The following is a 19,777-nucleotide window of genomic DNA, read 5'->3' as shown; positions in this document are numbered from 1 at the left end:
TCCGTTAGTGGTACCTTTTATTCAAAAAAGAAACAAAATCATCTGTTATGTCTGCACGAGATCCTTCACCGTATACGATGCTTCCGTTGCTTGAAGCAAAAACCACGTCCAGACCGCGTTCGCGCGAAAATTCGGCAAGCGTAGAGTTAATCTGCTTGTACACGGGTTCCATGAGTTCCGAACGCATCTTTATCAACCCGTTCTCCTCGGCTTTCGTGAAACGCCCGAGTTCCTCGATACGATGGACCTGTTCGGACTTCAGACGCTTTTTCGTTTCCAAGGATGCGGAATCATAGACTAGTTCCATTCGCGATTCAAATGCGGCCAGAGAATCTGCCATAGTCCTCCTAGCGGAATCCCACTTGTCCTTCTCCTTGCGCAGTTCCCCCTCGACTCTTTGCGCCCCGACAAACGACGTAAGAAGTTTCTCTGTATTCACGAATCCGTAACGGACCGTACTGGACTTTACGACAAGACAGAAAACAACGCCCCCGACAGAAAGCACAAGGGCAATCATGGCGATTATTCCACAAAACCTATTCAACCATACCTCCCATATACCGGAGCAATCCCGGAGTCAAGTCGGATTTTCCCCCAGAGCCATAAACGATTGTATTGGACGCTGTGCCGAAAAGCACTTCAACCCCATACCTCTTGCAGTATCCGGCAATATCCCTGTCCAAATATCCATAGGCTTCACGCATTTTCATATCTGCGATTATCCGGACCGAATCCAGCATCTTGTGTCTAGCCACATTGGACTCCATGTTCAGGAGTTCCAGCAGTTCACCGTCCTTCCTGTTTCCGTTTGCCAAGGAATCCATCAATTTTGAAAGCGAATCGTCAAACCTCGCCATTCCCTTTTGAACATCCGCTTCCATCTGCCCTATGGACACGTCAACGGCATGCAACGGCTCATAGCGCGACTTGATAAGCGACGTATCGACAAAATAAGGCCCATCAAGAGTTTGCAAAAAAGCATGCACGGCAAAAACGGCAAAAAATGCAGATACACCTAAAGAGGCAATGGCAAGTTTTAAAGAGGACATACCTCTTTTGAATATATATTTTTCAAAGCCATTCGCAAAAAAAAATGTTCGAACTCACAAAAAAAAGACCGGCACCTTTGCGGATGCCGGCCCAAATGTGCTTTACCGTCCTAAATTACTTCACTTCGAAGTAGTAGGTCTGGAGAGTCTTGCCTTCCTGGGAAAGCTGGATAATCTGCTTGCCCTTCGGGAGGTCGCCAGAAATCTTGTAGAGGTTTTCGGCAACGTAGGTCACCTGGAGGTCGGTAGCCTTGCTCTTGTCCGGGAAGATACCCTTCACGTCGGTCTCGGCGAAGCCCTTGCAGTCCTTGTGGTTTGCAACTTTGTCTTCAACGGCAGCGAAGGTCTTCGCGACGAGCGGAGCGGTCACGGAACTAGCATTCACGTAGAGCACGTTGAGCTTGCCGTCCACGACGAGCGGTGCGGAAAGCGCAATCATCTTGGAAGCCGGAGCAGCGGCCGGAGCGGCAGCCTTCTTGGCCTTCTTACCCTTCTTGCCCTTGGCCTTCTTGTCGGCCTTGGGTGCCGGAGGAAGCTTGGCGGTTTCGGAAGCGGCAGGCATCTCGAGGCGGTAGCCGGCGATGGATTCGGTGCACTGCGTGGAGAACAGCACCCATTCGTTGTTGATCTTGGTCGGGGTCTTCTCGCCCGTCTTGTACAGGCCCGGGTTCACCTGGTCGCTGTAGATGTAGAGCTTGACCTTGAGGTTCGGTTCGGCCTCGGTGGTCTGGACGGGGTTGCGGCTCTTCACGTACTTGGAGCGGCCGGCGAGGATGCGGTAGCTGCCAACGGGAACCTTATTGAACTTGAATTCGCCCTTCTGGAGTTCTTCCTTGTAGGGGTACTTTTCCTTGGTCGTGGTGTAGATAGTGGAGTCCATCCACACGGTCGGCATCGGGACAGGCTGTTCAGTGAACGGATCGAGCACGACACCTTCAATGGTACCAGTCTTGTCGCAAGCGGTCATGCCCATGGCGATGAGAGCGGCGGCACAAGCAGTCATAAGTTGTTTCTTCATCGTTTTTTCCTTGTGTTATAAAAACGGAATTGAATTTAAAAAAAAATGCCCCCCGCAAAGTGGAGGGCACAGAAAAGAGCCTAAAATTAAGCTTCTTCTTCGGCCTTGGCGGGTGCAGCCTTGCGGGTTTTGCGCTTTGCGCCCGTGATGTTGCCAGCGAAACGCTTGTTGAAGCGGTCGATACGGCCAGCCGTATCCACGCGATGCTGCTTGCCCGTCCAGAACGGATGGGTATCAGCCGTGATTTCCAGGGAAATCACGCTATGTTCAACACCATCGATAGTCTTCTTTTCGGCGGAAGACTTCGTGGAGCGGGTGATGTATTCTTTACCCGTATTCGCATCGACGAACACGACCGGTTGATAGTTAGGGTGGATACCTTCTTTCATTTTTAAACTTCCTATTGAAGTGATTAATTGGAGTTCCAAATTTAGCAGATTTTGGCGAATTTGGCAAGATACGGGCTCTTTTTTTGTATTTTTTAGGGCATGAGAACGCTCAAGAGTTTAATTGCCGTGCCCGTTTTGGCCGGTTTTGCGCTTTACCTTACCGCCTGTAACGACGAACGCCCCGTGGCAAAAGTCATCGTGGTAGACCAGAAAATGCCGCTCATCGAGTGGCCCGACAGCATTTACGTGAACTCGCTCGACTCCATTTTGGCACTCGAACCCATCAAGAAGTCAGCAAACGAGAAGAAGGACGTGAACCTCACGTTCAATTCCAAGAGCGCGCCCGTATTTAAGCTGCCGAGTTCCGTAACCGGGCAAAAAGGCGGGCCAAAGCAGCCCAGTACCGCAGAAATGCTCAAGAAAATCGCCGCCGAAAAACAGGCGCGCGAATCGGGCAAGGCCGCCCCGCAAGGCCGGAGCGACGACGTTTCCGGTAAGAAGGCGGAGGTCTTCAGCGACAAGTTCGTGAACGCGATGAGCGCGCTGCAGTCCGACCCGAACAACGCGAGCCTCTACAAGATGGTGACCGCAAACGACGAGGATTTGAGCAAGCTTTTGCGCCGGACCTACGGTGCAGGTTCACAGACCCTCCCGCTGTTCTTTGCAAAGTCCGCACTGCAGACAGTAAACCCCGGCATCAATCTGGATAACCTGAATGCCGGGGATAAAGTGAAAGTCCCGAGGATTTAATTAAAGCACGCCCTTGCTGCTGGGAACGCCCTTCACGTTACGGCTCGGGGCAACGGCCATGGCCATCGCGCGGGCAAACGCCTTGAAGATGCTTTCGAGGCAGTGGTGGTTGTCGTTTCCGTAGAAGAGTTCCACGTGCAGGTTCATGCGGGCATTCTCGCACAGACTCTTGAAGAAGTGCTCGAACATGCTGGCCTCGATGCCACCTGCCATGGCGGCAGGCAGGTTCACGTTCCACACGAAGCCTATGCGGTTGCTGAAATCGAGGCAAACGCGGCTCAGGGCCTCGTCCATCGGGACAAAGTAAAAGCCGTAGCGTTCGATTCCCTTCTTGTCTCCAAGGCATTCCACAATCGCCTGACCGAGCACAATCGCGATGTCTTCCATGCTGTGGTGCATATCGACCGCGGTATCGCCCTTGCAGGTGAGGTTGAGCGTAAAGCCGCCATGCACCTGGAACAGGTCGAGCATGTGGTCGAGGAAAGCGTTGCCGGAATTGACAACCCCGCGGGAAGCCTCGTCCAGGTTCAGCGAGAGTTCGATATCGGTTTCGCCGGTCTTTCTCTTGATGTTCGCGGTACGCATTAGCGGCCTCCCTTCGTCTTCACGATTTCGCCACCGAACACGCGGAACTTGGCCACACGGCCGTACTTCGATTCGGGAATCTTCGCTTCCTTGCCGTTCAGGAGCATCTTGGAAATTGCACGCGGCTCGCCGATGATTACATACAACGTATCAGCAGACTCGTAAATCATGCGGGAGTTCTTTTCGGCGATGTTCGCCTCTTTCACGAACGCACCGTCTTCTTCGTGACGCTTGATGCCGACCCACGAACGCATCGCGCCGGAGCCCAGCAGTTCCATGTGAGTCTTACCCGAGGCGGCTTCCGCATTTTCGGAAGTCTTCGAGGCAGAAGAAATGAAGATGGTAGCCGATGCCGGGAGGTCGGACTTCTTCACGGCCTCGTCAACAACAGCCTGCGTCACGGTCTCGTCGGCCTTCTTCGCGGTATCAGTTTTCGCCTTCGCCGCAGAATCTTTAACGACAGAATCTGTCACAGCCGTATCAGGAGCAACAGCTTCGGCACCTTCGGGCATCTCGGTGATATCTTCAACCGGAGCAGGCGGTTCGTTCGCTTCGACAGAAGCCGTTTGCGGGGCCTGCGCAGCTGCCTCGCTCTCGCCCATTTCATTCAAGAAATGAGAGCCGACCACAAATGCCAGTACGAGCAAGACGATAACAATAGGCACTGCCTTGCTACGCGGTTTCTTTTCCTCATCGGTCATCGGGGAAACCTTCACGGGTTTCTCGGGTACCGGAGAAAGCAGGCTCGAGAACTTCTTGCCCGACTCCATGTAGTAAAAGTCGAGAATCCTCTTGGATTCAAGCCCAAGCTTTTCGCAAAGGGAATTGAGGTAGCCACGGACGTAGGCTTCCACCGGGAAGGCCTTCCAATCGCCACTTTCAATCAAGGTTATGTTTTTTACTGTGAGTTTCGTCACAGTGGCGAGTTCCTCTATGGACATTCCCTTGGCCTCGCGCACGCGGGTAAGGTATGCCCCAAGGCGTTCGTCGGGGCGCTTGTCTTCAATAGGGTTCATACTCATACATCTACCTTCTGCCTTGCAAGCATTTCGAGCGTCAGGGCCACGGGCAAGCCCACGACGTTGTAATAGCAACCTGAAATCGATTTGATAAGGCGGGCTCCGCGGGTCTGGATTCCGTATGCCCCCGCTTTATCCATCGGGTCCTTAGAATTTACATAATCTTTCAGCTCTTGTAATGTGTTCTCCCGGAAAACCACCTCTGTTTCTTCTCGTTGAGTATCAACGACTTGCGAATCTTTTGCAAGTGCGACTCCGGTAATAACTTTGTGAGATTTTCCGTTCAATTTTTGTAGCATTTCAAGGGCTTCTTCGGGGGTTTTCGGCTTCCCGAGGGGCTTCCCGTCCAAAAAAACTAGCGTATCGTACCCGAGCACATACTCTCCGGGCCTCATTTTCGAAACGGCGAGCGCCTTCGCGGCGGCATTCTCGCCAGGGAAATCGAGCGGGTCTGCGCTCCTGGGGCGTTCCTCCTCGTTCGAGACAACCACCTCGAAATTCACCCCGATCTGGGTGAGGATTTCACGGCGCCTCGGCGACCCACTCGCCAATATTACTTTATTTGTAACAACATCACTCATTGAACACTCCACATTTCACATCACACATTTATCAGTTCGTATCCGTGCTACCTGCGTTAAGCTTGATATCGGGCAAGTCCCTCACGTAAATCGAGAAACTCCAGCCTGCAGCGGGGCCCGTGGGCGTCCACGTAAAGTCAAGTTGCCAGCAGTGCAACACCCTGTTGAACGTGAAGCGGTGCGTCACGAACTTGCCCTCGTTGTAATCGTACTGCGTACTGTAAGAGACTTCCCAGTTTACCGTCGGCTGGAAACTTGCCGAAATCGAAGTCGAGTGGCTCACGTTATCCTGGAACAGGTCCTTCCCCACTCGCGTACTCGAGAACGAATAGCGGTAGTTGAGCCCGAGCGACCACTTCTTCATCTCGTACTTGTTCATCTGCGAAGGCAGGCCCACGTTGAACGTTCCGCTCCAGTTAAAGCTGCGGCTCAGTTCATAGCCCCAGTACGTGAGTTCCGGGAACCTTACCTTGTTCGGGTCATCCGAATACTTGTGGTACAGGCTGTGGCGCGTAGTCACGGTAAACATGTAGTCAGGCAGAATCTGCAGGCCGAACGTAGAATTGATGTCCGAAAAATTCAGGGAATCTGCCGCAAAGTTGTACGAAACGCTGTGGCGCGTGGTCAGCAATCGACGGTTGCCGTACTGGTCCTCGACCGCCTTCGCCGTATCGCCCTTCGTGGTATCGGGCTTGTGGCCCACCACCTTCAGGTACTTGATATCGAAGTCATTGCCGAGCGAAAGACCTACGGTCTGCTGTTTCTTCTGGAAAGGCGACTGGCCAAGTAACGGGTGCGGGGCAAAGTACTTCGCCGTATCGATTTCGGGCGCGTACGTGTACGACACGCTCGGCGAAAGGATATGCCTCACGCCCGTAAAGCGCCCAATTTCAGGCACCCAGATGCCGTACAGTTTGGTATCGGCGGTAAGGCTGTAGTTGTGGTTGTACGCAAACTCACCGTAACTATCGTGCTCCGGGTCGAGACTTGTACGGCGCTTCCAGTACTTGCTCGAATCCTCCGGGTTTATCCACGACTGTCCGGTCCAGTACCCGCTCCAGGTGGCCCGCGGGGTAAGGTTAATCACGTTGAACAGTGAGCCCGAGTAATCAAGCGAGTAAGTACCCGAATAACCCACGTACTTCGCAAGCGTATCGACATCGAGCGTGGTGTCGCGGCCTTCGCGCGTGTGGTAGTTGAAGCGGTTCGTAAAGCTGTAGTTGAGCTTTTCGAGGTATTTCCAGAACGAGTTGTCGTCGATGGCAACGCCGTCGTCACCGCTATCGAAATTGAACAGCGGTCCGTTCATGCGGAACTGCACGTCGGGCAACTGGCGTTCCACGTAGCCTGTCTGCAGGTTGTTGGTCTGGCTCGCCTTCACCGTAAGGCTCTTGTTGGTACCGAACCTTCCCGAATACGTGAGGTACGCGTTCGCCTGCTGGTTGAGGATTGTCTCGGCATCAAGCGCCTCGCGGCGTACGCTCTGGTCACTCACGAACGAACCGGTACCCGTCAAGGTGTGCTTGCCGTCGGGCGTCAGGTTCTGGTTGTGCGAGAAGTTGATGTCGTAGCCGCTGTTGTCGAAGTTGAATTCCCGGAGATACGCCTTGTACGACACGTTACCGTCGAGCACATAGCGCTTCTTGTAACGCACCTGGCCCGTGATAGTCGACTTCTCGAAGCGAGCCTCCTCGCCTTCAACAATATCGCCCGAAAGTGTCGCATCCCAGTAGTCGTTCGGCGCATAGTAGAAACCGAGGTTACTCAGGTAGTAGCCCTGCACCTGGTCGCCACCGAACTTGGGAGTAAGCAGGCCCGACTTGCGCCCGCTCTTCAAGGGAGCGACGATCATCGGGAGCACCGCCACCGGCACGTCAGCGATGTTCAAAACCACAGGCCGTGCCGTAATCGTCTCCTTCGGCTTGACCACCATGCGGCGACCGTAGAAGTAGAAATGCTGGTGCGTAGAATCGTTACAGGTACTAAAGTCGCCGCGCGCAATCTGGATGCGAGAATCCGGGAGCCTGCGCACCTCCATGCCGTTCAGCTGCTGGTTATCCTGGTAGGTGGTCGCGTAGTAGATTTCGCCAATGCGGCTGTTCATGTTGTACTTGAGTCGCATGCCCGAAAGCGAAGGGTTCTTGGTTTCGCGGAGCACGGGCTCACCCGCCGCCGCAAGCACGGAATTCTTCTGGTCGAACCAGATGGTATCGGCATCGAGTGTCGCCGTGCGGTACTTGAGCTGCGCGTTGTTGTTCAGGTTGAACGTTTCCTTCTCTACATCGTAAATGAGGTCTACCGCGCGGTACTCAATCGTGTCCGTCCCCGTCGTGTCGTTCATCCAGTCCACCTCGGTGGTGTCCTCGACCGGCTGCTCGCGTTCCTCAAGTTCAAAGCGCGTCATGTCCTGGCCGAATGCGGCAGGAGCAATGAAGGTCGCTAGCAAAAACAGCAAAACGGCCCACAGCAGACTATGGGTTCTAGACAAAATCACGTTGCGGCAAATATAGGAATTAGTTATTGGTCTTTGGTCATTAGTTATTGGTTGTTGGTCATTAGTTGTTAGAAAAATATGGCCGCAGGACGTTTATTGCGAAAGGCCCGAGCCCTCAATTAACTTGTTCAAAAAAAAGAACCCCTGGTAGAAAACCAGGGGAAACTCGAGCGGCTCTCATAAAGACGAGCGGCCGCCAATAACCATTGCTTACTTGAGCACGGCAAACTTGCCAGACACGCCGAAGGACTGTTCGATGCTTACCATGTAGCGGCCGCTCGGGAGGTTATCCCCATTCCAAGACACGGAGTTGAAGCCAGCCGGAGCGTTATCCACGCGCACAGAAGCGACTTCTTCGCCGTTCGGGCCAGAAACCTTCACGACAGTCGTACCTTCGGTCTTGAGCGTAAACGCGATGGTGTTGCGGTTAAAGGACTTGAGCGAAGCGCCGTTGGACTTCGCCTTCTTGTTGGGCGCAGCCTTCGGGCCAAATTCATCTTCCTTCTGCACGAACACGCCGTTCAGGTGCTTTGCAGAAACGCCCTTCGCATCGCCCGCCACCACGGTACCGCGGCTGAGGACGGCAAGCAACTTCTTGTTGGCTTCGGTACCGCTTGCAAACGTCTCGAGTTCGGCGCCGTTGAATTCCTTCTTGTCGCCGTACCAGGCGCTCACGGATTCCTCGTCAAAATCCTTCACGAGCATGGACGCGCGACGCACCACCACGGAAGCCGTATCGCCGTTGCTCACGTAAGTGAGTTCGACCGGTTTGTTCACCTGGCCGCGAATCTGGCCCTTGGAAAACTCGATGTTCTGGCCCTTCAGGGAAACGCCATCGACAGCGACAATCACGTCGCCGGTAGCAATCTTGGTATCGGCAGCAGGGCCACCGGGAATCACTTCGGCAACGTAGACGCCAGCCGGGACCTGGTAGATGGTAACGCCAATACCGCCGAAATCTTCGTCGGCCATGACAGGGGCCGCGGCAAGGGCAGCCATCAGGGAAAACTTAGCAAGCTTGTTCATAAGATCTCCTTACAATTTATCCTTCATAAATATACAATAAATAATTGTACCGGCAACAGAAAATGTCAAATATTTGCCCCAGAGCGGGCTTTTTTACACAACTACTTCGCAAGACCAAAGCGTAGCGGGCGTTCGCCCTTCACGCGGAGCACGTACACGCCGCGTTCAAGCGCCTCAAGGCCGACAACTTCACCCTGCGACACGCGACCGTTCATGACCGTACGGCCACGCAGGTCCATAACGGCATAAGGCAGGTTCGAACCCGATGCCACCGTAAAGTTCATGTTGCCCTCGCCCATGCGTACCTGCGACGGGCGGGCCGTAGCAACAGCAAGAACCTTCGTAGAGGCAGGCTTCTGGGTCAGGCCGTAAAGGAAAGAGAAAACCTTCTCGCGTACCTTCACGCCGTAGCCGTCCTCGTCATAGAACTCATGCGGCATGTCGTCGACAAAATACGTCTCGTGTTCCACGTCCTTCGCCTTGAGCACGGAATCCACAACAAAACTCCCGTAAAGCGTGGGCGTATTGATACTTATGGAGTTGATTCCCGCAAGCTTGAGCATCATCATGTTCACGCCCAGCGTATTCGCGAGATTCCCGAGAGGCCGCCCCGTCTTGAACAGCACGGTGCTGTCGGCAGTCCCATGAACGAGAAGGACCGGAGATGCAGTTTCTCCGATAATGGAGGGGTCGTGAACGCCACCCCACAAGGCAACAGCCGCATTCGCCTGCGGATTTTCACCCTGCACGCCGTAATTGTCAAGTTCTCCCAGATCCGGAGCATCGTGTGCCACGGCAGGAACCTCGGAAGGCTTGTCCATGTAGATGTTCTCGAGGGCAAGAATCGCTCCCGCGCTGTTGCCCAGCAGGTAAATGCGGTCCTTGTCAATCCCCAGATCAGAAGCCTTGGAACGCACGTAGCGAACTGCCGCACGTACATCCTGGATTCCACGATAAACGGTACGCGAGAAGTTCAGACTATCGATGGTGAGCACCTTTTCTTCGAGCGTAGCCGTAATGCCCAGGCGGTACTGCACCGCAATGGCGACAAACCCGCGGGCGGCAAGCGAATCGCAGTACGTCACCGACTGCTGTTCCATATCGTCCTTGGAACCGGCGGCAAACGCGCCCCCGTGCATCACGAGCACCGCGGCGCGCTTCTTTTCGGTATCGCCCTTGGGGGTATAGATATCCATGTGCAGGTCGATAGGCGCCATGTCCGTCTCACTTTCGTACAGGTAAATAGTGCGCCCCTGCCCCATAAGCTGCGTCATCATCGTAGAAAGCGGGCTGAGCAAACTCAGGTGGTTCACGTCCGTCGCATAAACGACGTCGCTTTCCACATTGACATCGAACATGCGGTCCTTGTAGCGTTCCGCACCATACGAAGCTGAAACAGCAAGGCCCAAGGCCAGAATAGCGGATAGACCCTTCATGAAATTTCCTTATTAAAGCGTTCTACACGCAATAATAATAAATTATTGGGCTCCGCTATCGGTCCGGATAATCCATGCATTATCCGCATCGGCGAAATCGACGCTGTACTCGTAATCGGGCTTGTAGCCGAGAGCATCGCCATCAACGGACTTGCCACCCGCCGTGAACAGGTTATCCTTCATCGCGACAAAGCCGACCGTCGAATCTACCGGAGAGCCGTCCTCGTTATACCAGCGGTAAAGCGTCACGGCCATCTCGTTATTGAAAACGTTGGATTCGACAAGGCAGCGTGCAGAATCAGAACAGACCACACCAGACAACTCGACACCATCGAAGAAGTTGCTGTAGGCATGGAGCACACCGCCATGCGAGAGAATGCCATCTCTGCTCAGGCCCGTAAAGTAGCTGTGATGCACTGTCAGGCTCTGCGCGGTATCCTTGATGATATCGCCCGAAAGTCCAAAGAGCACTCCCGTCTGCGCGTTTTCGAAGCGCGACCAAGATATGGTCACGTTGTGCGAGCCGCGCTTCACGTCGAGTTCCACCAGCGGGTATTCCTCGAAGGTGCAGTGGTCCACCCACACGTGATGCGAGCGGTTGTGAATCGAGAGTGCCCTGCGCGAGCTGGTATCGAGCACGGTTATCGCGGGAGCCGTAAACGTGATGTTTTCGAAAATCAGGTTGCTCGATGTTTCGGTAAGGATTCCCATGCCAGCAAAGCGCACGTCGCGCCCGCGGCCATCAAAGGTCTTGTCGTTCTTAAGGCGGAGCGGAGACTGCAAGTTATACGTACCGCTCTTCTCGAAAAGAATCCACGTGGGGCCTTCGCGATAGGCACAGTCACGGAGAGAACCCGGAGCGATTACGGCCGAAGTTTTCGCATTGCCCGCAGAATCCACCTCCGTCGTGTCCTCGACAATCAGGTAGTCTTCCGTCGTGGTGACGATGCAGATTTCGCCTTCCGCCCTAGAGATGTTGCCCAGGGTATCGGTAACACCCGCAGCACCCAGAGTACCGACAGCATAGCCCTCCATCTGGGATAGCAGCGCATCGTGTTCGCTCCAGTCCTTCTCGGGATACTTGCTCGCTACCGGTTCACGATTCTTGAACACCTTTATTTCGGATTCGGGATCCGTGCAATCTACATACAAAGTATCGCCCGGCACGAAACTGAGCGTAGCCGAATTCTTTTCGGCAGCATCGGTCACATGCACATCGAATGCCCCCACCGGGAGCGAGTCGATCACGAAATGCCCGGTACTATCGGGAACCACGTAGCGATCAAGCCCCATCACGCGAATCACGGGAGATTCTTCCCCGAGGAAAACGTACCCCTCGATTGTCGAAAGTTCACCCAGCTTGACGGTTTCCGACCTTGCCGCGTTCGTATCGAGAGTGAGGTTAAGGACCGCACCCGAAGCCCTGGAATCGCGCACGTTGCGGACTTCCAGCGCATACTTCCCCGGTTCGGCCACAATTTCCACAAAGCCAGCCTCGTCCGATTCCACCCATGCCGCGCCAGAGGCGCCATCGCTCAGGTAATCGTTCGGGAGCATACGCACGCGCGAAAGGCCCGCGGGCGAACCGTCGGCAAGTTGCACCTGCAGGGCGATTGTCGATTCCGCCTCGGTACCGCCGGCAACCTTGCCGTCGTTGCTGCACGCCGTAAAGGCGAGCAGCGCAGCCGCCGCAACGGGCATGCACCATTTCATTCCACACACCTTACTCATTGTTCACCCTCCCCAGATTTTTCCGCAGAAGGCTCCACACCCTCGTTCATCTCGAGCCCGCGTATGCGGCGCTTGCGCCCTCGGCGCTGCGGCGGCGGATACGGGTCCGAAAGCGGGAACAGCTGCATCCCCAACTGGAACACGCGATTGGGCTTTTCGCACTGCGCCACCTTCGCAAGGATTTCCCTGCGGAAGCGGCGAACCATCTCGACCAGTTCCTTGTAGGTATCCTCGTTGCACGCAAAAGCAAGCGTCGAAAGGTTGCGTTCGCCGCGGTCAAAGCGGTCCATCGCATCTTGCGCCACGTTCAGGTTCTGCTGGATATACGAATTCACCGCCGTGCTGTACGATTCCGAACCACTCGAAATCAGGCCCTGCGTCTGCTCGTAGAAACCCGTCTCGGGATTCTTCTTGATCATCGAGAGGCGTTCGAGAAGCGCAATGGAGGAACGCACCTGCGAACCCGTAATCGGCGGGCGCACCATGAGCCCGAGGGCAGCATCGTCGCCCACGTACGGGTAGAAAGTCACAAGCTCGCGGACAACCGCGTGGTACCAGTGGTCAAAGTACTCGAACTGGTCTTTCGCCACGTTCTCGACCTTGCATTCCTTGGTGGCCACAAGCTTTTCAAGATACTGCCTACTTTCAGTGTGGGTCTTCGCCTGGTTGAAGGCGACCATGTCGGCAAAATAAGCCTTTTCGCGTTCGTCGTTACAAAAGATATCGGCAAAAACAGAAACAAGCCGGGCAGTCAGGTTGCGCTTGCCCTGCAAAATCTTGTTGAACATCGACGCGTCAAAACCGGCGCGCTCTGCAATATAGCGATGGCTAAAGCGCCAATCACCCGCATGGCGTTCCTCGTAAGCGTCGCGCAAAAATTCGCGATAGTTCAGATACTCAAAAAGATTAATCATTTCACCCTAAATATAACAAAAAGTCCACACTTCGCAGTATAAAAAAGTCAACAATCAATAAAAGTGTGAGCAGGCGCAAAGATTGCACCGGCCCACCCAATATCAGCGTTCGAAGTATCGCCCCTTCGGGAGTTTGGAATGCGAGTTCGTGCCGGGAACTATGCGTCCGAGAGCGTTGAAGCGACGGCCATCGCGAACCGCAGGAACATCCGTCGGACGTTTCACAATCGCATCCGTTCCACTCGAAGACGATTCTACATCGCCCTTCACCTTCGCAGGGCTGCATCCGGTGCGGTACACGCCCTTGATGTCGAAGGCAATCATGTCGATATTCGGTCCACCGTCTGCCGAGGCAGAGGCAAGTTTCACCTTAAAGTCAAGCGCATCCACCCAAACGTCCTCGACATAGGCGGTATCCCACTTGTCCCAGCTTCCGGTCGACTTGAACGTCACGTCGTACTCACCGTTATCAACAGTCACCTTCATGTCTCGATCAGAATTACCTACGAACGAGTAGCGAATCATTACGCGGGCGTTCGATGCAGACTGGTCCGAGGTCACATTGTAAGTAGCCGTGCTGTAGGCCGAATTGTCAAAGTTGAAGAATCCCTGGCCCGTATAGCCTTCATGATTCGCCTCGGTCCAGCCATCACCCACTTCGGGGTTAGCCATGTCAATCGGAGAAGGCCAGGCTTCGTCAGCAACACCGTCAAAACAAATTTTCGGGTCAAACGAACTCGACGATTCAGGCCCAGCGGAGCTGGAAGATGTCGGGCTATCGAGAGATTTTTCTTCGCCGTGCGAAGTCGGCTGGCAGGCGGGCCCTCCGTCAAAGACAGCCGTATAGGTCGCAGCGCGGTAGAGGGTCTTTTTCCCGTAGTAGTTCGAATCGGCAGAAAGCTTATTGCAGTCGTCATCGTACCAGCCAACGAACTTCTTGCCAAAGCTACCTGGGCTTACATGCAAAGTAAGCGGAGCGCCACCAGGGAGTTGCTGGTTATGCGTAATGAGGCCCTTGCTGTTCGAAATATTCGCCTTGACCGTAAATGCGTAGCGCGGCTTGAGGGCAGACACGAGCTGCGTCAGGTTCGCCTTGTTGTCGGCAGAGATGTACGATTCATTTTTCAGGGCGCTTTCAAGTTCCTCGGCAATCCACTGGCAGTGAGCAATGGAGCCCGATTCCTGGAAGTGCGTCGTTCCATCGTTAGTGACACCATCCGGGTAATTCGGGTATTCTCCCTTCAGGAACATCTTGAACTGGTAGCGGGAAACATACGCCGGGTCCCAGCTCTTGCTGTAGGCGTTGTAGGATTTCGCGTTCAGGTTCACGTAGACGGCGCCGTTTTTCTTGGCGAGTTCTTCCATCTTGCCGACAACGTTGTATTCCGTAAAGATGTTGCGGCCATTCGCCCCCATATTCATGTTCATCGGGGTCACATATACCAAGGTAACGCCCGCACCTTTAGCCACATCAGCATACTGCTGTAGCCAGTAGCCAAGCGAATCAAAGGGGACCTCGCGAGCTTTACTTCCAAAATAGCGGTCGTTATGCCCGAACTGGACCATCATGATATCGCCCTTCTGGAGATTCTTCTTGACTTCATCCAGGCGGCCTTCCTGCACGAACGTCTTGGAACTGCGACCGCCGATAGCGTAGTTCACCACCTGAACGCGGGAACCGTCAAAGAAACTCCCCAGGATTTGCCCCCAGCCCGTTTGCGGGTAGGCGCTATTCTTGTAGTTACAGACCGTAGAGTCGCCAATCACGTGGACCTTAAAACTCGTAGAATCGCTCACGGCGACACCCGCAAACACGGCAGCGGCGATGAGGAATTTAAACACTCCCTTCATATCTACCTCACCTTGACCCAGTTTGCGTTAAACTTTTCACTACCCGAGCGAACAACGACGCGGTAAAGACCCGTCGTGCGCACAGTTTCGGACAAATTCATTTCGCCCGCAGAAGCGGTCTTGCGCATTACCAGGCGGCCACGCATGTCAAACACGCTCACGTCGGCATCACGCACCAGAGAGAGCACGCTGCCACGGAGTTGTACTCCCGCATTTGCGGCCACGCCGCGCAGAACCGTCGTCGACGTATCAGTCGTATCCTTAGTCGAATCCTGAACTTCGGGGCAGCCCTCACTCACGCGGCAAACGCCTGCAAGGCTGAACCCGAAGGCATCTATGTTCGGAGCTCCGTCACTCGTAAGCGACATAATCTTGAGTTCCGTTTCACCCTGCGGGGCATCCATCACCACGTAGGCCGTATCCCACTTGTCCCAGGCACCCGTAGGCGGCGCACTCACGAGGTAGTCGTGGTCCAGATAGGCATTGAACATGCGGTCCGTATTTCCGCCATTGGCGTAGCGCACGGCAAGAGTCACGTAACCCGCCGCCGGGAACTTGACCTTGTAAGAAGCGAAAGACGTCTGCGAGTTTTCGAGATTGAAGAAGCCATCGCCCATAAAGCCGGTCCAGTTGTTTTCCTTGTAGCCGACGCCCGTATCGGGACTATAGGCATCGAAGAACTTCTTGATGTTCTTGTCGACCTCGACATCAATCTGCTCGGTACCTTCAATCGGAGTAAACGGAACAAAAGTCACATCGGCAAGGCTCTTCGGAGTCGTCGTCGGGAAAGCCGTCAACGCCTTGCCGTCACCGGTATACTTCTGCGCCGTACCGCCCTCATAAACCGCAGTATATTGCGTTGCGGCAGAGCCCATCACGAACGTATGGATGTAGGGAGACTTCACATTGGAGCGGCTCGGTGCCCCCACCTTGTTGCCGTTGCCGTCGTACCAGCCGAGGAATTTCTTGCCGCTCTTCGGCATGGTCTTGAGCATCACGGTCATTCCCTGCGGGTAATACGCACCGAGGGACGTCGCATCGGCAGCACCTTCGGGGCTCACCTTGACATCCACCTGGTACATGGGAGCCATGTAGTCCCCGAGCTTTTTCACAATCGGGTCCGTATGCGCACGCATCTGTTCGGTAATGATACGCCCGAATGCGTTCGCACCGTTCATCTGCAAGTGCACCTGGTCCGTCTGGTCACTGCCAAGATTGCTGTATTCAGCCGTGGTCGCATAGTTGAAGATGAACTGAGCCGCATACTGCTCGCCCACCGAAATCATGTAGTTCGCGACCATCTCGCTCATGTCGATAAACGGCACGTTGAGTTCTTCGGCGAGGCTCTTGTTGAGCGCCGGATAACCGCGGTAGCTGTTATGAATCTGCGTCGGGGAATCGTAATACAGGCGGCGAATCGGGCTCATGATAATCGGGTATGCACCCTTCGCGCGGACATCGCTTACCATCTTCTTCATGTTGGAAGCGAAGAAATCCTCGGTACTGTAGTTCACGTCATTGATTCCGAACTGGATTACGACGTAATCGCCCGCCTGCAACTTTTCGGCAATGCAATTACCGGCAGAACACCCCCTCTTGAAGAACATATCGTAATAGCCGACAGCGGTATTACCCTTCTTGTCAAGACCACCGCCACCGAGAGACATACCGCCCTGGCCACGGTTCACCACCGCCGCCTTGGTCGGGTCGAACCAGTAATGGAAATCCTGACCCTGACCCTGCTTGGGATAGTAGCCTTCGTTCCAGTCCTGCATGGTGGAGTCGCCACACATGTAGATGGTCACCTTCGCAAGCGCCACGGGAGCGGCAAGCATCGAGGCGATTACGGCAGACTGCCAGATTTTAGAGAAAGCGCCCATTACTTTACCATCCTCGTCGCGGCGACAAGCTTGCCGTCAAGTTTCACCTTCACCACGTACATGCCCTTCGGGAGCAGTTCGCGATCATATGCAACCGAGGTCGCGCCAGCAGTCACGTTCCTGGAAACGCCCAGGCGCATCGCACCGGACATGTCGTAGAAGTAAATTTCAGCAAGGCCTGCTTTCGGGGTGTACAACACACCCGTCGAGGGGTTGAATACCATTCCACGCACAGAAGCTGCAACAGGCTTTATCGTGGTCTGCTCGTCGACCTGGCCCGCATAGGCGCTCACGCCTTCGATATCGAAGTAGAACATATCCACATTCGCGCCACCATCGGCAGTCGTCGACTTGAGCGTAATCGTATTGAGTCCCTTCGCCAAATCAATCTTCGCATCGGTCGTAAGCCAAGTCGTCCAGCCGCCGGTCGCATCCATAGAGACTGTCCCTACCTTGACTCCGTTCACCACAAGTTCCATATCGCGTGCGGCACTGCCACCGTTTGCAAAGCGGATGCTGATGGTGGTAGAAGCAGTATGTTCGGAATGCAGGTTCCATGTCCCGTAGCTTGCGGTGGAATTGTCGAAGTTGAAGTATCCCTTCTCGACAAAGCCCGTATTGGTCGTCTCGGACCAGCCGATTCCCGCATCCGGCGTAGAAGCATCGACCTTGGAGGCCTCCTTCTTCGTCGCAACCTCTTCAGCATTTCCCGGAGCAGCAACAGAGAGCACACCCTTCGCAGACGCGGCATCACCCTCACCACCTTCGGTTACAACGGTGTAGGCAAATACGCCCGCTTCCGTCGGAGTTCCCGAAATGGTCACAGTCGAACCCTCTACCTTCGCGGTCACGCCCTTCGGGAGTCCAGTCACCTTCACGCCGTCGCAGCCGATAAACTTGTAGCCGAAGCTCTCGATTGCATTACCCAGCAGGATTCCCTGGTTTTCAAGCCCATCGCCCACCTTCGAAATAGAAGGAGCGAGGCCCGCGACACCTTCGGTGCCGAGCATGTAAATGTCGGGTTTCTTCAGATTCTTCACCATGTCGGGCAGGTAATAGCTCACGTGGGGCGGCTGGTTATAGGCAACATTCTGCCAGGCAACACTCACGCGGTATTGCGGGTCATGCATCAGCGTGTAGAGCCTGTGCGGAGTCGTTACGGGAGTCTGGAAAATCGTGATCGTCGAAGGATCCGTGCTGGAACGCGCAATGAATTCTTCGCGCCAGTCGCCAAACAGGTCTGCCACAATGCAGGGATTCGCCTTGGTGTAGTTGTTCAGAGTCGAGCTATTCACTTCATAGAAGCTGAAGTAGCGATCGACGGTCTTCTTGCTGGAATTCCACTTTTCAATCTTTCCTCCGCTGCCGCCACTGCCCGTGGCATCCAGCAGTTCATCCTGCAGGTCACCGTCAAAGTAAATGCGGAAATTGACCGAGGGCTTAGTCTCATTCAAAAGAGTCCCCTTCACGGTACGCATTCCACCGCTAGTACCCGACCACATTTCGAAGCCACGATTCGTGGAATCGACATCGGCAGCCATGCCACGACCATTGTCCACATTCCCAGCCTGAGTCTGAGTCGTTCCCCAGATGACCTTGCCATCCTTGTCGCGGAATTCTTCACTATAAGCGTTCTGCTTTTCTTCGTGAACATCATAGACTTCCAAACCAGGGTGGTCAGGATCCATATCAGAAAGATGCATCGCATCGCCATGGCCAAAGCCAGTACGGTAACGGAGCGTACCGTCATGATTGAGTGCGGCAGCCCCCATAACGATTTCGTCAAAGCCGTCGCCATCCAGGTCGCCAACGGAAAGGTTGTGGTTACCTTCGCCATAAAGTCCCTGCCCCTTCTTGTCGGAACTGTGCTGCCAGCGAGTCTTGAGTTCCTTGCCGTCAAAGTCATAGGCGGCCACAAAGAATTCGGTATAGTATCCGCGGCTCATAATGACACTCGGATGGACCCCGTCGAGGTAGGCAATCGCCGCCAGCATACGGTTATCGCGGTTACCGTAGGTATCCCCCGAAATCTTTCCACGGGCGGGCCAATAGTTAATCGTATGGACTGCCTCGCCGGTATTTCCCTTGAACACCGTCAGGTATTCGTTACCGGTCATGATCGTTCCCGAAGAGGAGCGGTAATCCTTGGAACCGTCGCCAATGACCTTGCCCTTGCCGTCGACCGTTCCATCCGAAGTTTTCATCACGATTTCGGCAATTCCGTCACCATCCAGGTCATAGACCATGAACTGGGTATAATGGGCGCCGGCACGGATATTCTTGCCGAGGTCAATACGCCACAGGAGGGTTCCATCCATCTTCAAGCCGTCAATAAACACCGATCCCGTGTAACCCGACTGGGAGTTGTCCTTGGAATTGTTCGGATCCCATTTGAGAACCAAATCCAGTTCGCCATCGCCATCCAGGTCACCCACGCTCATGTCGTTGGGGCTGTAGCTGCATGTGGAACCGTCCGGCATCGTCTGGTCCTTGGGCACATTGAGCCCCTTGATGGTCTTATACGGGAACCCCTTGCTGTTCTGGTCCAACACGATAAGTGCGCCTTCCGCCTTGCCCTCCTTGCCGCCAACCACTGCGGCAACCGTGTACTTGGAAGTCGTCTTGCCGTCAGCGTCCAGGTAGTTCGTGCCAGCAGTCTTTCCAATGGTGGCGATTTTCGTTCCGTCGCGGTAAAGGTTGAATTCCGTGTCCGGATTCTCGGTGCCCAAGAGGCGCCAACTCACAAGCATGCCCTTGCCCGTGTTCGCAACGGCAAGACCTCGCGAAAGTTTTTCCATCTGGCGGGTCGCCGCGAAAGAGGGAACGGAGAGCCCAAAAGCAAGCACCCCGGCCAACATCACAGAAGTTTTCGTTCCAATACCCATAACAACTCCATTTCTTGCGTTGTCTTTTATAAATATACACCCATACACCCCAAAAGGGCACATGGCACCATCGTTAAATATATATTAAAAATTTTTAAAAGTCTACATATTTTTGTAAAATTTTCAATTTTTAACACATTTTTAGATTACACGAAGTTTAAAAAGTCTA

At 54.4% G+C, this 19,777-nt stretch carries 16 protein-coding genes; 1 reads left to right on the top strand and 15 read right to left on the bottom strand.

Going from position 1 to position 19,777, the window contains the following annotated elements:
* Positions 1-4 precede the first annotated feature (4 nt).
* The 4 genes from BUB22_RS04200 to BUB22_RS04185 form a co-directional block, all read right to left on the bottom strand.
* The gene (locus BUB22_RS04200; RefSeq protein WP_175547234.1) at positions 5-544 is read right to left on the bottom strand and encodes an OmpH/Skp family outer membrane protein; all 540 of its coding nucleotides are present in this window, start codon (positions 542-544) and stop codon (positions 5-7) included.
* Entirely contained in the window at positions 537-1,049 is a 513-nt protein-coding gene (locus BUB22_RS04195; protein WP_073114059.1) for a hypothetical protein, read from the bottom strand. The genes BUB22_RS04200 and BUB22_RS04195 overlap by 8 nt, the downstream gene beginning before the upstream one ends.
* Before the next feature lie 115 nt (positions 1,050-1,164).
* Positions 1,165-2,067 (bottom strand): hypothetical protein, encoded by a 903-nt coding sequence (locus BUB22_RS04190; protein ID WP_073114058.1) that lies wholly within the window; start codon positions 2,065-2,067, stop codon positions 1,165-1,167.
* Positions 2,068-2,153: 86 nt separating this feature from the next.
* Positions 2,154-2,456 (bottom strand): type B 50S ribosomal protein L31, encoded by a 303-nt coding sequence (locus BUB22_RS04185; protein ID WP_072811229.1) that lies wholly within the window; start codon positions 2,454-2,456, stop codon positions 2,154-2,156.
* 99 nt (positions 2,457-2,555) lie between these two features.
* Between BUB22_RS04185 and BUB22_RS04180 the strand changes: the two genes are divergently transcribed.
* Positions 2,556-3,206 (top strand): hypothetical protein, encoded by a 651-nt coding sequence (locus BUB22_RS04180; protein WP_073114057.1) that lies wholly within the window; start codon positions 2,556-2,558, stop codon positions 3,204-3,206.
* On the opposite strand, the gene hisB is transcribed toward BUB22_RS04180, so the two are convergent.
* The 11 genes from hisB to BUB22_RS16610 all read right to left on the bottom strand — a co-directional run bounded on the left by hisB (position 3,207) and on the right by BUB22_RS16610 (position 19,608).
* Entirely contained in the window at positions 3,207-3,791 is a 585-nt protein-coding gene (gene hisB, locus BUB22_RS04175; RefSeq protein WP_072811234.1) for an imidazoleglycerol-phosphate dehydratase HisB, read from the bottom strand.
* On the bottom strand, positions 3,791-4,813 hold the full coding sequence (locus BUB22_RS04170; protein WP_254794627.1) for a helix-turn-helix domain-containing protein: 1,023 nt from the start codon (positions 4,811-4,813) through the stop codon (positions 3,791-3,793). The genes hisB and BUB22_RS04170 overlap by 1 nt, the downstream gene beginning before the upstream one ends.
* Entirely contained in the window at positions 4,810-5,391 is a 582-nt protein-coding gene (locus BUB22_RS04165; RefSeq protein WP_073114055.1) for a Maf family protein, read from the bottom strand. Before BUB22_RS04165 ends, BUB22_RS04170 begins: the two co-directional genes overlap by 4 nt.
* A gap of 31 nt (positions 5,392-5,422) precedes the next feature.
* Positions 5,423-7,879, bottom strand: coding sequence for a putative LPS assembly protein LptD (locus BUB22_RS04160; RefSeq protein ID WP_254794626.1), 2,457 nt, complete (start codon positions 7,877-7,879; stop codon positions 5,423-5,425).
* A 216-nt stretch (positions 7,880-8,095) separates the two neighbouring features.
* On the bottom strand, positions 8,096-8,911 hold the full coding sequence (locus BUB22_RS04155) for a PDZ domain-containing protein (protein WP_072811239.1): 816 nt from the start codon (positions 8,909-8,911) through the stop codon (positions 8,096-8,098).
* 101 nt (positions 8,912-9,012) lie between these two features.
* Positions 9,013-10,347, bottom strand: coding sequence for an alpha/beta hydrolase (locus tag BUB22_RS04150; RefSeq protein WP_083535373.1), 1,335 nt, complete (start codon positions 10,345-10,347; stop codon positions 9,013-9,015).
* 42 nt (positions 10,348-10,389) lie between these two features.
* A complete protein-coding gene (locus BUB22_RS04145) occupies positions 10,390-12,060 on the bottom strand; it encodes a pectate lyase family protein (protein WP_175547233.1) in 1,671 nt (556 codons plus the stop codon).
* A 14-nt stretch (positions 12,061-12,074) separates the two neighbouring features.
* Positions 12,075-12,992, bottom strand: a complete 918-nt coding sequence (locus tag BUB22_RS04140) for a TIGR02147 family protein (protein ID WP_072811245.1) — start codon at positions 12,990-12,992, stop codon at positions 12,075-12,077.
* Between the two features lie 102 nt (positions 12,993-13,094).
* On the bottom strand, positions 13,095-14,843 hold the full coding sequence (locus tag BUB22_RS04135; protein WP_073114052.1) for an SGNH/GDSL hydrolase family protein: 1,749 nt from the start codon (positions 14,841-14,843) through the stop codon (positions 13,095-13,097).
* Positions 14,844-14,845: 2 nt separating this feature from the next.
* Positions 14,846-16,723: a GDSL-type esterase/lipase family protein gene (locus BUB22_RS04130; protein WP_073114051.1), complete on the bottom strand. Its 1,878-nt coding sequence runs from the start codon at positions 16,721-16,723 to the stop codon at positions 14,846-14,848.
* Positions 16,723-19,608, bottom strand: a complete 2,886-nt coding sequence (locus tag BUB22_RS16610; RefSeq protein ID WP_073114050.1) for a rhamnogalacturonan lyase family protein — start codon at positions 19,606-19,608, stop codon at positions 16,723-16,725. The genes BUB22_RS04130 and BUB22_RS16610 overlap by 1 nt, the downstream gene beginning before the upstream one ends.
* Positions 19,609-19,777 lie beyond the last annotated feature (169 nt).

It is taken from the genome of Fibrobacter sp. UWCM, from assembly GCF_900129735.1.
In the GTDB taxonomy this organism is placed as follows: Bacteria; Fibrobacterota; Fibrobacteria; order Fibrobacterales; family Fibrobacteraceae; genus Fibrobacter.
The sequence above is the reverse complement of the archived record's forward strand: the minus strand, read 5'-3'. Positions and strand labels throughout refer to the sequence as shown.